The 15,194-nt window shown below is 38.5% G+C and carries 12 protein-coding genes; 5 read left to right on the plus strand and 7 right to left on the minus strand.

What is annotated here, in order from left to right; genetic code table 11:
• Nucleotides 1-557: 557 nt before the first annotated feature.
• The 7 genes from A6M13_RS02540 to dnaA form a co-directional block, all read right to left on the minus strand.
• The gene (locus A6M13_RS02540) at nucleotides 558-1,676 is read right to left on the minus strand and encodes an HD-GYP domain-containing protein (RefSeq protein ID WP_066542670.1); all 1,119 of its coding nucleotides are present in this window, start codon (nucleotides 1,674-1,676) and stop codon (nucleotides 558-560) included.
• A gap of 160 nt (nucleotides 1,677-1,836) precedes the next feature.
• Nucleotides 1,837-4,308, minus strand: coding sequence for a DNA gyrase subunit A (gene gyrA, locus A6M13_RS02545; protein WP_066542673.1), 2,472 nt, complete (start codon nucleotides 4,306-4,308; stop codon nucleotides 1,837-1,839).
• A gap of 25 nt (nucleotides 4,309-4,333) precedes the next feature.
• Nucleotides 4,334-6,253, minus strand: coding sequence for a DNA topoisomerase (ATP-hydrolyzing) subunit B (gene gyrB, locus A6M13_RS02550; RefSeq protein WP_141680891.1), 1,920 nt, complete (start codon nucleotides 6,251-6,253; stop codon nucleotides 4,334-4,336).
• A 107-nt stretch (nucleotides 6,254-6,360) separates the two neighbouring features.
• Nucleotides 6,361-7,470, minus strand: a complete 1,110-nt coding sequence (recF, locus tag A6M13_RS02555) for a DNA replication/repair protein RecF (RefSeq protein ID WP_066542677.1) — start codon at nucleotides 7,468-7,470, stop codon at nucleotides 6,361-6,363.
• Complete coding sequence (yaaA, locus tag A6M13_RS02560; RefSeq protein ID WP_211270284.1) at nucleotides 7,470-7,721, minus strand: S4 domain-containing protein YaaA; 252 nt, start codon at nucleotides 7,719-7,721, stop codon at nucleotides 7,470-7,472. Before yaaA ends, recF begins: the two co-directional genes overlap by 1 nt.
• A gap of 153 nt (nucleotides 7,722-7,874) precedes the next feature.
• Nucleotides 7,875-9,008, minus strand: a complete 1,134-nt coding sequence (dnaN, locus tag A6M13_RS02565; protein ID WP_066542681.1) for a DNA polymerase III subunit beta — start codon at nucleotides 9,006-9,008, stop codon at nucleotides 7,875-7,877.
• Between the two features lie 170 nt (nucleotides 9,009-9,178).
• Nucleotides 9,179-10,522, minus strand: coding sequence for a chromosomal replication initiator protein DnaA (gene dnaA, locus A6M13_RS02570; RefSeq protein ID WP_066542683.1), 1,344 nt, complete (start codon nucleotides 10,520-10,522; stop codon nucleotides 9,179-9,181).
• Between the two features lie 678 nt (nucleotides 10,523-11,200).
• Between dnaA and rpmH the strand changes: the two genes are divergently transcribed.
• The 5 genes from rpmH (at nucleotide 11,201) to mnmE (ending at nucleotide 15,169) form a co-directional block, all read left to right on the plus strand.
• Nucleotides 11,201-11,335, plus strand: a complete 135-nt coding sequence (gene rpmH / locus A6M13_RS02575) for a 50S ribosomal protein L34 (protein ID WP_066466510.1) — start codon at nucleotides 11,201-11,203, stop codon at nucleotides 11,333-11,335.
• Nucleotides 11,336-11,471: 136 nt separating this feature from the next.
• Nucleotides 11,472-11,831, plus strand: coding sequence for a ribonuclease P protein component (gene rnpA, locus A6M13_RS02580; RefSeq protein ID WP_066542685.1), 360 nt, complete (start codon nucleotides 11,472-11,474; stop codon nucleotides 11,829-11,831).
• Nucleotides 11,832-11,962: 131 nt separating this feature from the next.
• Nucleotides 11,963-12,706 (plus strand): membrane protein insertase YidC, encoded by a 744-nt coding sequence (gene yidC / locus A6M13_RS02585; RefSeq protein WP_066542687.1) that lies wholly within the window; start codon nucleotides 11,963-11,965, stop codon nucleotides 12,704-12,706.
• Nucleotides 12,707-12,749: 43 nt separating this feature from the next.
• The gene (gene jag, locus A6M13_RS02590) at nucleotides 12,750-13,526 is read left to right on the plus strand and encodes an RNA-binding cell elongation regulator Jag/EloR (protein WP_066542689.1); all 777 of its coding nucleotides are present in this window, start codon (nucleotides 12,750-12,752) and stop codon (nucleotides 13,524-13,526) included.
• A gap of 257 nt (nucleotides 13,527-13,783) precedes the next feature.
• A complete protein-coding gene (mnmE, locus tag A6M13_RS02595; RefSeq protein WP_066542690.1) occupies nucleotides 13,784-15,169 on the plus strand; it encodes a tRNA uridine-5-carboxymethylaminomethyl(34) synthesis GTPase MnmE in 1,386 nt (461 codons plus the stop codon).
• Nucleotides 15,170-15,194: the final 25 nt, after the last annotated feature.

Raw genomic sequence — 15,194 nt, forward strand, 5'->3', positions numbered from 1 at the left:
CGATGTTGCTGGCATCATTTAAGATGTCATAATTTTGTCGGTTAGACCGACTATGTTTCATCAACGTTTGTTGTTCAGTTTTCAAGGTTCATGTTTTTCGTTCGTGTTAAGCGAACTTCTATATCTTAGCATTTTCTCTCGTATGCTGTCAACAACTTTTTAAATTTCTTTTTTCGTTGTTGTTTCGTTGCCGCCTCTCTTGGCGACTTCAATATAATATCATTAAAATTCAAATAGAGTCAACACTTTTTAATATTTTTTTCATTTTTATTTTTCTTTCATTATATGCAGAATAAAATATCATCCTTTTTTCGGCACTGGCTTGTTTTTTTAACAAAGATACTATGACCAATCCTGTTATTTTCTGTTTACTTCTTTAATAAAGTTAGAAGCTTAGATGGCGGAAAACACTCATGCCAATTTGAATAATCGATAAACCTTAGACTCATTTTAAATTTTGCTACAAAAAACACCTTTGCTCTGATTATTCGGTATTCGCTACCGCTTTTCAGAGAAAGGTGTTTACGTTCAATCTGCATACCAAATGAATTATTTGATTATTGCTTTACGATTTTTGTAATGTGCAACAAGCGTTTTTGCGATAAGTCAATAAGTTCCTCTGTACGACAAATCTTCACAAGTGGTCTCGTCACAGCATATTGATTAATGTACATAACTTCTGCTTTATCGCGATTCGATAACTCGACGGTCGTTCCAAGTGGCAATTCAGCAACAACGCTCACCAATGCTTTTACGACTTCGATATCGAATTTTCCAAACTCTGACTCTTGAATCATCTCTACAACTTTAAACGCAGACGTACGTGAACGATACAATCGCTCCGATGTCATCGCGTGAAACACATCCGCTACAGCAATAATTTGCGCGTACTTTGATAGACGCTCCCCTTTATCACCTCGTGGATATCCGCTGCCGTCCAAACGTTCATGGTGTTGAAAGATTGCTAGTTTCATCGCATCTTTTAAAACTGGAATAAGTTTAATCATATTTAGGCTATGCATCGGGTGGCGTTTCACATCGCTATACTCTTGCACCGTCAACGCTTCCGTTTTATTACGAATACGACGATCAACTTTCGACATCCCACAATCCGCCAATAAGCCTGCTAAGCCCATTTGAATGATTGTTCCTTTATCATACCCTAGCTTCTGTGTAATAACTGCTGAAATAAGTCCTGTTGCAATACAATGATGGTAAATATATTCTTCTGGGCGAGAATATAAATTTAAATCAAACATAATCGTACGATCTTCTAAAATAAAATTAATCAATGGTAAAAAGAAAGACCTTACCTTCGTAATATCTATTTGCGCGCCCGCTTCCCAATTGAAAAATTCTTTCTTTAGCTGTTGAATCGCAAATTGATAACTACGTTCAAATGTATTGATTGTAATCGCTGGGTGATTACGCAGTGGCGATTTCAATAAATTAGTCGTATCCGCTGTTTGAATACTTTCACTTTCTTCCGTTAGCTCTAATGGCTCTGCACTCTTAATAAGCACCTCTTTAATATTAAATGCTTCTAACACCAATAAATGTACCGGTCGAACAATTGTGTCCTTTGTAATAATCGGATTTTTTGTATTGGCAAATACATCTTGCGCAATAATTTTCCCAAGCTGAATTTGTTCTACTTTTGCTAATGTAATTTCCATCGTTTGTCCCGCCTTTATTGCAGAGTAATTATTTCCATTTTATCGGAAATCCGAACTATAAGTAATATCGGAAAGTCTCATTTCTTTGAAAGCATTTTCAACAGTTATTCCACATAGATAAAAAGAAAGGAACTAGGACCAATAGTCCTAGTTCCTTTTTCTATTCTTCTGATTGCTCGTCTTCTTGCTCTAACTCTTCTTCTGGCGCTTTTTGTACTTTCGCAACAGAAGCAACTAATTCATCATTGGCTAAACGGATTAAACGAACACCTTGCGTGCTACGTCCAATAATCGATACGTCTTCGATATCCATACGAATAACCATACCGTTAATCGTCATTAACATAATGTCTTCGCTGCCATCTACTGTTTTTAGAGCTACCATCGCACCGTTTTTATCCGTAATTTGAATTGTTTTTAAACCAACACCGCCACGGCTCTGAACGCGGTACTCCGCTTCTGGTGTACGTTTACCGTAACCATTTTCCGTCACGACTAAAATTTCTTGTCCTGGTTCTACGATTTCCATGCCGACAACATAATCGCCTTCACGTAATTTAATGCCGCGTACACCAGCTGCACTACGTCCCATCGCACGAACTTCTTGCTCATCGAAACGAACAGCCATCCCATCATGTGTACCGATAATAATTTGTTTTGTACCGTCTGTTAAACGAACTGAAATTAAATCATCATCCTCATGTAATGTCACGGCGATTAAACCATTTGTACGGATATTCGCAAACTGTGCTACCGATGTACGTTTCGTTACCCCTTGCTTCGTTGTAAACACAAGGAACTCATCTTCGTTATAAGAATTCACACGAATCATTGCTGTTACATGCTCATCCTTATCAATATTTAATAAATTGACAATCGGTAAACCTTTCGCAGTACGACCAAACTCTGGTACTTCGTATCCTTTTGCTTTATATACTTTCCCTTTTGATGTAAAGAATAAAATCACATCATGTGTAGATGTATATAATAAATGCTCTACAAAGTCATCTTCGTTCGTATTCATACCTTGAACACCACGACCGCCACGCTTTTGGCTACGGTATGTGTTTGCAGCTAAACGTTTAATATACCCTTTATGTGTTAACGTTACGACCGAGTTTTCTTGAGGAATTAAATCTTCATCCTCAATCATCTCTAAACCACCCATCGTAATTTGTGTACGACGTGCGTCATTAAAACGTTCTTTAATATCAAGTAATTCTTCACGTACAATGGCCACAACTTTTTCACCATCCGCTAAAATCGCTTGTAGCTCGGCAATTAGACGCTGTAATTCTTGGTACTCTTCTTCAATTTTTTCGCGCTCTAGGCCACTTAAACGTACTAAACGCATATCAAGAATAGCCTGTGATTGCTTTTCTGATAAATTGAAACGCTCCATCAATAATGGTTTCGCTTCTTCACCATTACGTGAGCTACGAATAATTTTAATAATTTCTTCGATATGGTCCAGTGCAATACGTAAACCTTCTAAAATATGCGCACGCGCTTCTGCTTTCGCTAATTCAAACTTCGTACGACGTGTGATTACTTCTTTTTGATGCTCTAAGTAATGGAACAGCATATCCTTTAATGGCAATATTTTTGGCTGACCATCCACTAATGCAAGCATGTTAATACCAAAGCTTGATTGCATTGGTGTTTGTTTATATAAATTATTTAATACGACGTTGGCATTCGCATCACGACGTACTTCAATAACGATACGCATACCGTTACGGTCAGATTCATCACGTAATCCTGTGATACCATCGATTTTTTTATCGCGGACAAGCTCAGCAATCTTTTCAATTAGCTTCGCTTTGTTCACTTGATATGGTAATTCATGTACTAAAATCGTTTCACGTCCGTTTGCTTTTTGCTCAATTTCTACCGCTGCACGCAGCATAATTGAACCACGACCTGTTTCATATGCACGACGAATACCGCTGCGCCCTAAAATAAGGGCTCCTGTTGGGAAATCCGGTCCTGGCATAATCTCCATTAGTTCTTCTGTCGTAATTGCTGCATTATGCGATAACGCAATAACAGCATCAATCGTTTCACCAAGCTGATGAGGTGGAATGTTCGTTGCCATCCCTACCGCAATCCCTGACGAACCATTGACTAATAAATTCGGGTAGCGGGCTGGTAGTACAAGTGGCTCGCGCTCACTACCGTCATAGTTATCCCCATAATTAATCGTATTTTTATTAATATCACGCAACATTTCCATTGCGATTTTTGACATACGAGATTCTGTGTAACGCATCGCTGCAGCTCCGTCACCATCGACAGAACCGAAGTTACCGTGACCATCTACAAGCATATAACGATAGCTAAAATCTTGTGCCATACGTACCATCGCATCATAAATTGACGAGTCACCGTGTGGATGGAATTTACCCATTACGTCCCCGACAATACGTGCACTTTTTTTGTAAGGCTTATCCGATGTGTTCCCTAACTCCTGCATACCGAATAAAATACGACGATGAACCGGCTTCAGTCCATCGCGTACATCCGGCAGGGCACGTGAGACGATTACGCTCATCGCATAGCTTAAAAATGATGTTTTTATTTCACTCGTAATATTTCTAGTTTCTATTTTTCCGTGTTGAATATCAGACAAAATAAGAACCTCCTCTCCGACTATATTAAATATCTAAATCCTCGACATACACCGCATTATCTTCAATAAAGTCACGGCGCGGTCCTACATCATCCCCCATGAGATGTGTAAAGATTTGGTCTGCTTCAATGGCATCGTCTAAATCAATACGGATTAATGTTCGGTGCTCAGGGTCCATTGTTGTGTCCCATAATTGCGCTGCATTCATTTCACCTAAACCTTTGTAACGCTGTACATTTGGCTTTGGCACTTTTGGCAGATTTTCTAAAATCGCTTGCAGTTCAGCATCCGAGTAGCAATATTCAACATGCTTGCCTTGCTTTACTTGATAAAGTGGTGGCTTTGCCGCGTATACATAGCCCGCTTCAATTAGTGGACGCATGAAACGGAAGAAGAACGTCAGCATTAATACGCGAATATGTGCACCATCAACATCGGCATCGGTCATAATGACAATTTTGTGATAACGAGCTTTTGAAATATCAAAGTCTTCACCAATACCTGTACCAAATGCTGTAATCATCGCGCGAATTTCTGCGTTTGATAAAATACGGTCTAAACGTGCTTTTTCAACGTTTAAAATTTTACCTCGTAGTGGCAGAATCGCTTGGAAATGACGGTCACGACCTGATTTCGCTGAACCACCGGCAGAGTCACCCTCTACGATGTAAATTTCAGATTCTGCAGGGTTTGTTGATGAACAGTCTGCTAATTTACCTGGTAAACTCGACACTTCAAGTGCGGACTTACGACGTGTAAATTCACGTGCCTTTTTCGCTGCAACACGTGCGCGCGCTGCCATTTGCCCTTTTTCCACAATTTTACGTGCGATAGATGGGTTCTCCATTAAGAAACGCTCAAAGCCTTCTGAGAATAATGAGTTCGTAATTGAGCTCACTTCTGAGTTACCTAGCTTCGTTTTCGTTTGCCCTTCAAATTGCGGGTCTGGGTGTTTGACTGACACGATTGCTGTTAAACCTTCACGTACGTCTTCACCTGTTAAGTTTTGTTCAGAATCTTTTACAACGCCCGCTTTACGTGCATAGTCATTAATCACACGCGTTAATGCCGTCTTAAAGCCAGATTCATGTGTACCACCTTCGTACGTATTGATGTTGTTAGCAAATGAGAAAATATTCGCTGCAAAACCTTCGTTGTACTGCATCGCAATTTCAACAGTAATGCCGTCCTTTTCCCCCATGACATCAATCGCTTCGTGGATTGGCCCTTTTGATTCGTTCATATCTTCAACGTATGATTTAATACCGCCTTCGTAGTGGAACATTTGCGTTTTTTCTTCGCCTGCACGCTCATCGGCAATTGTTAAACGAATACCACGGTTTAAGTACGCTAGCTCACGTACACGTTTCACTAAAATATCGTATTCATATACCGTAGTCTCTTTAAAGATTTCTGGGTCTGCTTTAAAACGAGTTGTTGTTCCCGTATCTGTAGCTTCTCCAATGACCGTTAGTGGTTGTTTCGTATGTCCGCGCTCGAAAATAATTTCATGCACATGACCATCACGACGAACTTGGACAACTGTTTCCAAAGATAATGCGTTTACAACCGACGCACCTACACCATGTAAACCACCTGAAACCTTATAACCGCCACCGCCAAACTTACCACCTGCGTGTAAAACAGTCATAATAACCTCTACGGCTGGCTTTCCTAGCTTTTCCTGTGTGCTTACGGGGATACCTCGCCCATTATCTTCTACACGAATCCAGTTACCTTCTTCAATTGCAACAACAATATCCGTACAGTATCCAGCTAACGCTTCATCAATACTGTTATCAACGATTTCCCATACTAAATGGTGTAGCCCTTTTGAACTTGTAGAACCGATATACATACCAGGACGCTTACGTACCGCTTCTAATCCTTCTAGTACTTGTATCTGGTCTGCATCATACGCATGCTCTACTTTTGAATTTTCCATAGCCACCGTGTTCACCTACTCTTTCTAACTTCAGTCTGTATATTATTTCAACATAAAGTTGCTGTGTATATTTATCCACCTAAAAATAGCCTGAATATTTATTCAGGTTACTTGATGATTCCTCGTTCCACGTGAAACATCTTCGCATGCTTAATTGTGTCATGGTGAATACCCTCAACACTAGGCGTCGTCACAAATGTTTGGACTTCACCTTGCATAATATTTAATAAATGCGATTGACGATATTCATCAAGTTCTGACAACACATCATCCAGTAACAAAATAGGCGCTTCCTTCGTCTCCTGCTTAATCAATTCGATTTCTGCAAGCTTTAATGATAACGCCGTTGTTCGTTGCTGCCCTTGTGAGCCAAAAACTTGAACATCATAATCATTTACAAAAAATTGTAAATCATCACGATGTGGACCAACGAGTGTCACACCACGCTCAAGCTCACGTGAACGGGCTTCAGTTGATTTTTGGCGTAAATGCTCCGCCATTTCTTCTGAAGACCACTGTGCCTGCATGCCTGTGACCGTTTTATATTTAATTACTAACGTTTCCGCTTGCTGTGTAATGCCAGCATGAATAGGCTCTGCCCATTCTTGTAACATCTCAATAAACTGATAACGTTTTCGAATAATTTTAATGGCGGCAGCAATAAACTGCTCTGTATAAACATCAAGCATCACTTCGTCTATTTTTTGACGCCCTTGATGCGCTTTTAAAAACAAATTACGCTGCTTTAAAATTTTTTGATATTGCAATAAATCATGTAAATAAACGGATGAAATTTGTCCAATTTCCATGTCGATAAATCGGCGTCTTACTTGCGGACTTCCCTTTACTACATGTAAGTCCTCTGGTGCAAACATGACGACATTCATCTGCCCAATATATTGGCTTAATTTACTTTGCTCAATATGATTCACTTTCCCTTTTTTGCCCTTTTTTGAGAACAAGAGCTCCATCGGAATTGGACCATAACGTCGTTCAATCACACCTTCTATTTTACCATAATCCTGCTCCCAACGTATTAATTCTTTATCATTGGCAGTGCGGTGTGACTTTGCCATCGCAAGCACATAAATTGCTTCCATCAAGTTTGTTTTACCTTGTGCATTTTGACCGATAAAAACATTTATTTTAGGAGAAAAATCAAGTTCTAAGTGTTCGTAATTGCGATAATTGGAAAGTTTGAGTTTCTCAATATGCATTATTCACCTTGTTGCTCGACGATTTTAAAACGTCCAGTGCCTGGGATATTTAATAAATCCCCATCGCGCAATTTACGGCCACGACGGTCTTCTTCCTCACCATTCACAAAAACTGTATGTTCACTTAAAAACCATTTTGCCATACCGCCCGAGCTAATTGTGTCTGTTAATTTTAACGCTTGGCCTAACGTAATATATTCTGTATCAATGATTAACTCTTCCACGTATTTTTTCCTCCATATTTCAAACATGTATTTCTCTATCATACCTAAAATTCGGTATGAAGTAAAAAAAGATAGCCACGAGTTGTGACTATCTGATTTGTACAATTCAGTATATAAATTTTAACATGCGAACATATAATCGAACAAGTAGAACGTTTCCATCCCGGTGCTATGCGTTGTTTAGTATGTGCGTACCGGTAAAATTAATTGTAAAATGGCGTCGTCATGAATTGAACGTAAAATAAATGGCTTCATCGCGCCTGTAAATTGGATCATTACATCTTGACCATCAATCGCTTTTAACGCGTCCATCATATACTTTGCAGAGAATGAAATTTTTAATTCTTCGCCTTCTGCTTGCTCTACAGCAATTTGTTCTTTTACTTTCCCAATCTCCGGTGAGTTTGATGAGATTTCCACAGAATTATCCCCAACTGTTTCAAAACGTACAACATTGTTGCGGTCTTCACGTGCAAGTAATGACGCACGGTCGATTGCTTGTAATAATAATTTCCCGTTAATCGTGACATTCGTTTTGTATTCGTTTGGAATTAGACGGCTTGTGTCTGGGTAGTTGCCTTCAAGTAAACGTGAGAAGAATAATACTTCGTTTGTTTTAAATAACACTTGCTGGCTTGTTAAGGCGATTTCCACCGCTGTTGATGAGTCATCTAAAATTTTATTTAATTCGTTTAAGCTTTTCCCAGGAATAACAACATTTTGTCCTGTTGGTAAGTTGTCTACTGTTACTTTGCGACGTGCAAGACGGTGGCTATCTGTTGCTACACAAATTAACTCGTTTTCTGTTGTTTGCCAATGTACACCTGTTAATACTGGACGAGATTCTGATGTAGCAACAGCAAATACTGTTTCACGAATAACTGTTTTTAATAAATCACTTGGAATTGAAAATTGTTCGTTATTTGACAGCTCTGGTAACTGTGGATATTCATTTGCATCTGAGCCAATTAAATGGAATTCTGATTTACCTGAACGAATAAATGTTTGAAAATTATCTGTTACTTCGATTTCCACAATATTTGTTGGTAATTTACGAACGATTTCATGAAGCATACGTGCTTGTAAAACAATTGAGCCTGGCGCTTCGACGTTAATGATTTGTTTACCATCTTCTTCAGGTTGAATAAATGTTTGAATCGTGACATCTGCATCACTACCTGTTAAACGTAAACCTTCTGCAGTTACATCTAGTTTAATACCTGTCAAAATTGGAATCGTTGTTTTTGAACTTACTGCACGCATTGCGTTATTTAAACCGTCTAATAAACGGTCTCTCATAATATCAAATTTCATACTAAAAAAACCCTCTCTTATATATAATTATTTATTCTTTTTTTAAAAGATATAGTAATAGGCGCTGTGGATTTGTGGATAAGTGGGTATAAACCCTTATAGAACAACACTTTTGCCTGTAGATAGATTGTGTATAAGTCGGTGTATAACTCACTGACTTATACACAGGCTTATTTCCCGAGAACGCCTCGAATTTGTTTAACATCTTGCTGTAATTGTTGATCATCTTTTAATAAAGATGAGATTTTTTCATGGGCGTGAATAACGGTTGTATGATCTCGACCACCGAACTCTTCACCGATTTTTGGTAATGAAAAGTCGGTTAATTCACGTGATAAGTACATCGCGATTTGGCGTGGATATGCAATTGATTTTGTACGCTTCTTTGCAGCAAAGTCTTCTAAGCGAATTTGATAATGTTCACCAACAGCATGTTGGATATCTAAAATGGTAATCGCACGTGGCTTCGCGTTTGGGCGAATATCTTTTAACGCTTCTGCTGCTAATTCGATACTCATTTCTTTATTTACTAATGAAGAATACGCCACAACACGAATTAATGCACCTTCTAGCTCTCGAATATTGGAGTCAATTTGGTTTGCGATATACAGCATTACTTCGTTTGGTACGTTTAATTTATCTGCGTTTGCTTTTTTTCGTAAAATCGCAATACGTGTCTCTAAATCTGGTGGCGTAATGTCTGTAATTAAACCCCATTCAAAGCGTGAGCGCAGGCGATCTTCTAATGTAGGAATCTCTTTTGGCGGACGATCACTCGAAATCACAATTTGTTTTGATTCTTCATGAAGCGTATTAAACGTGTGGAAAAATTCTTCTTGTGTGGACTCTTTCCCAGCTAAAAACTGAATATCATCGATTAGTAATACATCTACATTACGGTATTTATTGCGAAATTCAATTGCTTTATTGTCACGAATCGAGTTAATAAACTCATTTGTAAACTTTTCAGATGATAAGTACACAACTTTCGCGTTTGGATTGTGGTCCAATACATAATGGCCAATTGCATGCATTAAGTGTGTCTTTCCTAAGCCAACGCCTCCGTAAATGAAGAACGGGTTATATGCTTTAGCAGGAGCTTCTGCAACAGCGAGTGAAGCTGCGTGAGCGAAGCGGTTACCAGAGCCAATGACAAATGTATCAAATGTATATTTCGGATTTAGCATCCCAGATGAGATATCATGTTGTTCATTTGTTCGTGGCTGCATAGCAGGTAATGGCATATCTAGCTCATCGTCATCATTATCTTTTTGTACGACAAATTTAATTAATAAATCTTTGCCGGTTAATTCGGTTAAAATTCCTGCAACTAAATGAACATAATGATTTTCAAGCCAATCACGTGCGAAGGAATTCGGTGCAGCTATCGTTACCGTTTGTCCTTTGTATGTTAAAAGCTTTGTTGATTTGAGCCAAGTTTCGAAGCTCGGCTTTGAGATTTTTTGTTCAACTTGTGCAAGAACTTGATTCCAAAGTTCTTCTAAATGTTCCAAGCGTGTGTCTCCTTTTCTGTAAATGGAAATATTTTTTGTAAACAGGTCGGTAGGGGAGGGGAGAGCAATTTGCGAATCAACCAAACTACATGACCTTAACATGAAAATAAACGCTGTTCAAAGTACGAGCGCTAAAAAAATTTATTGGATAGAAAAGAGGGCTAAATTAGTCCTCTTTTTGTATGTGTAAAATCATAGTTATATACATAATCACATCTTGTGGATAAAGTTTATCCAAAGACCGTGCATAAAGTTACCCACAGGCTTGTGTATAATGTGGATAGCGAAAAAATAAAAAAAGTTTTCAACAGCAGAAAACAAATTTATGATAGCAAATAAATCAAGTAATTACAAGGCTTTTCTTTACTTATCCACAACTATAAACAGTATCCACAATACAGTTATCCACAGGGTATGGATTTGTGGAAAAACTGTTTATAAGTACTGTGGGTAATTTTTTTCGGCATAAAAGTTATTCACGGGTTATCCATAGGTAATCCACAAAAAGAGGGACAAAGGTAGAGCGATGAAATAGAAAAGTTTTATGACGTTGTTTCCTTGCTGCTTACAAGAAAGTTTTTGGAGAAAGGATTGACAAAATAATAGCCTTACGTTTATACTATTCAAGTCTGTATGTAGAAAATAGATGAATTTTATAGCAACAGGAGGTGTATAGTAATGAAACGTACGTACCAACCTAAAAAACGTAAACATAGTAAAGTACACGGCTTCCGCGCACGTATGGCAACTAAAAACGGTCGCAATGTTTTAGCTCGTCGTCGCAAAAAAGGTCGTAAAGTATTATCAGCATAAGTCCACTGAGCCACATCAGTGGTCTTTTTTTTCGTTAGTGTTACGAAAAAAAGAGTTTTTAAGGCGATTTGTGTGTTTCACGCGGATCGCCTCTATTTTTATTTTTATGTAAATGTTTGATTAAGCAGGTGAGAAAATGAATAAACGCCAGCGAATTAAAAAGAATGAAGAGTTTCAAAAGGTGTTTAAAAGAGGAAAGTCTTTTGCCAATCGTCAGTTTGTAATTTATGTATTGCCGAAGCAAGAGCAGCAGATGTTCCGTGTAGGATTATCTGTGAGTAAAAAAGTTGGGAATGCTGTAGTGCGTAACCAAATTAAACGCTACATCCGTCAGTCGTTGTTAGAACTTCAAGAAGACGTAAGACAGGATGCAGATTATGTTATTATCGCCAGACATGGGGCGGCCGCGCTGGACTTCCATGAAACGAAGAACAGTTTAATGCATGTGATGAAAATCGCAAAAGTGTTAAAAGTTAAGAAATTAAAGAGTGAATAGGTGCTAAATATAGCGGAATTCATATAAAATATAACCATCGTAAAGCAAATGAACTGTTCGATAGTAGAGAAGTTGTTTTATGACATGGTAAAATAGCGAAAATGAATAGTGTTTTATTAGGAGGAAGAAGCTTGAAGAAAAAACTTTGGGTACTCTTAACACTTGCTGTTGCTACGTTAGCATTAGCAGGTTGTACAGAGTTTGATCAACCAATTTCAGCTGAAAGCGAAGGCTTTTGGAATAGCTTCATCGTTTGGCCATTAGTGTCATTAATCGACATGTTTGAAGGTTGGTTAGGTACATTTGGTTTAGCAATTATCGCGGTAACAATTATTATCCGTTTAATTATCCTACCGCTAATGGTTAAGCAAACGAAAAGCGCAAAACAAATGCAAGAAATTCAGCCGAAATTAAAAGAATTACAAGCAAAATATTCATCAAAAGATGCGCAAACTCAACAGCAATACCAACAAGAAATGATGAAGTTAATGCAAGAGTCGGGTGTGAACCCACTTGCAGGCTGTTTACCGATCTTCATTCAAATGCCAATTTTAATTGGTTTCTATCATGCGATTAGTCGTATGAACGTAACACCAGCGTACGATTTAGGTTATTTCTTAGGCGTACATTTAGCAGAGCCGAGTCTTATTTTTGCATTGCTTGCTGGTATTATGCAGTTAGTTGTAATTTTAACAGGACCACCAATGGGTGATAACCCACAAATGAAAATGATGATGTATATCATGCCAGTGATGATTGTTGGATTTGGTGCATTCTTACCAGCAGCATTATCGCTTTACTGGATTGTCGGAAACATTTTCTCAATTGGTCAAAACTTAGTAATTCACAAACCTTGGTTACAAAAGAAAGCTTAAATTGTTGAGAATATCAGATCACTCTTTTTAGGAGGGCTCAAACGTGAAACAAACTACGCAAATTGGTGCTACGTCGGAAGAAGCAATCGAATTAGCTCTCAAAAAGCTTGGCAAGACACGTGAGCAAGTTGAGATACAGGTTTTACAAGAAGGAAAAAAAGGTTTTTTAGGAATAGGTGCTCGTTCTGCACATGTTATTGTGCGAGTGAAGGAAGAGCCTATTCCTGAACCACAGCCGGTTGTCGTAGAAATGCCGCAGCCGCAAATTATTCCTGAACCGGTGATTGAAGCTATAACTGAAGAAGAGCCGGTAATTGAACAAACTATTGAAGTAGAAAATGTAACAATTTCTGAAGAGCCGGTACAAGTAGATGTTGTGGAAGTGACGCGACACTATTTGCAGCAAGTGGCAGAAGCGATGGATATTCTGGATTTAGATGTAGATATCCACAAAAAAGGGAAAACGTTATATGTGAACTTATCAAGTAAAAAAGCTGCGCTACTAATTGGGAAGCGTGGCCAAACGTTAAATGCCTTACAGCAATTAACGCAGCTCGTTGTTAATAAAGATTCACAGCAATATGTAACGGTGTTGATTGATGTTGAAAACTATCGAGATCGACGTGAGGAAGCGTTAGAGTTATTAGCTTCGCGTATGGCAGAAAAAGCAGTGCGTACAGGAAAACGTGTTGCATTTGAGCCGATGCCGTCGTATGAACGAAAAGTTATCCACCATGTACTATCGAAACGTGTGGATATTGAAACTTATTCAGAAGGCGCAGAGCCAAATCGTTATTTAGTAATTCAACCAACGAAATAATACAGACGTATATAGGTTGTCTAAGATGAAAATCTTAGGCAACTTTTTTTATGGATTGAAACATATACACAGGTTATACACAAAATGTGTGTAACTTTTCTGTAAATTGTGGAAAAAGACAGTGTCAAAATAGTTATACACAATGCTAGTTGATTACTTTAGATTTTTTATAAATTGTGATAATCTATGTAGTTAGTGAGTAAAGGAACGGATTTACTTGTCCACATGTGGATAAGTAATTTTTAGGAGGATTACAAATGGAATTTGATACTATTGCTGCGATTTCCACACCGATGGGCGAAGGCGCCATTGCGATTGTTCGTTTAAGTGGGGATAAAGCGGTTGAAATTGCTGACCGTGTGTTTAAAACACCTGGTGGCAAAAGTTTAATGCAACAACCCACACATACAATTCATTACGGACATTTACATGAGCCAAAAACAGGTGAAGTCGTAGAAGAAGTTATGCTGTCATTAATGCGCGCTCCGAAAACATTTACACGTGAAGACGTTGTTGAAATTAACTGTCATGGTGGAATTGTTTCGGTAAATCGTGTATTACAACTTGTACTTGTTAATGGTGCACGTTTAGCTGAGCCAGGTGAGTTTACGAAACGTGCTTTTTTAAATGGGCGTATCGATTTATCACAAGCCGAAGCTGTTATGGATTTAATTCGTGCGAAAACAGATCGTGCAATGAACGTAGCACTTGGTCAAATGGACGGCAAGCTATCACGTTTGATTGCGGATTTGCGACAAGCTTTAATTGAAACATTAGCGCAAGTAGAAGTCAATATCGATTATCCAGAATATGATGATGTTGAGGAAATGACAGTACCGGTATTACTTGAAAAATGTTCATGGGTACGTGATGAAATTGATAAATTACTACAAACATCATCTCAAGGGAAAATTTTACGTGAAGGGCTATCAACGGTTATTTTAGGACGCCCGAACGTTGGGAAGTCGTCATTATTAAATAGTTTAGTACAAGAAAATAAAGCGATTGTGACGGATATTGCTGGTACGACACGTGACATTATCGAAGAATATGTGAACGTTCGCGGTGTGCCGCTTCGTTTAGTCGATACAGCGGGGATTCGTGAGACGGAAGATATCGTTGAACGCATCGGTGTAGAGCGTTCGCGTGAAGCTTTGAAAGAAGCGGATTTAATCTTACTTATGTTAAACTCTGCAGAGGAGCTTTCAGTTGAAGACGAGCGCTTATTTGAAACGATTCAACATATGGATTACATCGTTGTTGTCAACAAGACCGATTTAGAGCGTAAAATCGATTTAAATCGTGTGTATGACTTAGCTGGAAAATCACGTGTTGTAACAACGTCGATTTTAAAAGAAGAAGGTGTCATTGAGCTTGAAGAAGCAATTGCGGCATTATTCTTTGAAGGGCAAGTAGAGCAAGGCGACATGACGTATGTGTCGAATGCGCGCCACATTGCCTTACTTCACCAAGCAAAAGATGTTATTACTGATGCACTTGATGCAGCCGAAGCGGGTGTACCTGTAGATATGGTACAAATCGACGTAACGCGTACATGGGAATTACTTGGTGAAATTGTCGGTGATACCGTTCAAGAAAGCTTAATTAATCAGTTGTTCTCGCAGTTCTGTTTAGGGAAATAAAATAGATTTAACAATAAGAGAGGTA

Source organism: Caryophanon tenue, assembly GCF_001700315.1.
Taxonomy (GTDB): Bacteria; Bacillota; Bacilli; order Bacillales_A; family Planococcaceae; genus Caryophanon; species Caryophanon tenue.

What these genes read in the sequence shown, in the direction of transcription:
- A6M13_RS02540 (WP_066542670.1), bottom strand. Translation starts at nt 1,676, where the DNA reads ATGGAAATTACATTAGCAAAAGTAGAACAAATTCAGCTTGGGAAAATT.
- gyrB (WP_141680891.1), bottom strand. Translation starts at nt 6,253, where the DNA reads ATGGAAAATTCAAAAGTAGAGCATGCGTATGATGCAGACCAGATACAA.
- recF (WP_066542677.1), bottom strand. Translation starts at nt 7,470, where the DNA reads ATGCATATTGAGAAACTCAAACTTTCCAATTATCGCAATTACGAACAC.
- yaaA (WP_211270284.1), bottom strand. Translation starts at nt 7,721, where the DNA reads ATGTTTGAAATATGGAGGAAAAAATACGTGGAAGAGTTAATCATTGAT.
- dnaN (WP_066542681.1), bottom strand. Translation starts at nt 9,008, where the DNA reads ATGAAATTTGATATTATGAGAGACCGTTTATTAGACGGTTTAAATAAC.
- rpmH (WP_066466510.1), top strand. Translation starts at nt 11,201, where the DNA reads ATGAAACGTACGTACCAACCTAAAAAACGTAAACATAGTAAAGTACAC.
- rnpA (WP_066542685.1), top strand. Translation starts at nt 11,472, where the DNA reads ATGAATAAACGCCAGCGAATTAAAAAGAATGAAGAGTTTCAAAAGGTG.
- mnmE (WP_066542690.1), top strand. Translation starts at nt 13,784, where the DNA reads ATGGAATTTGATACTATTGCTGCGATTTCCACACCGATGGGCGAAGGC.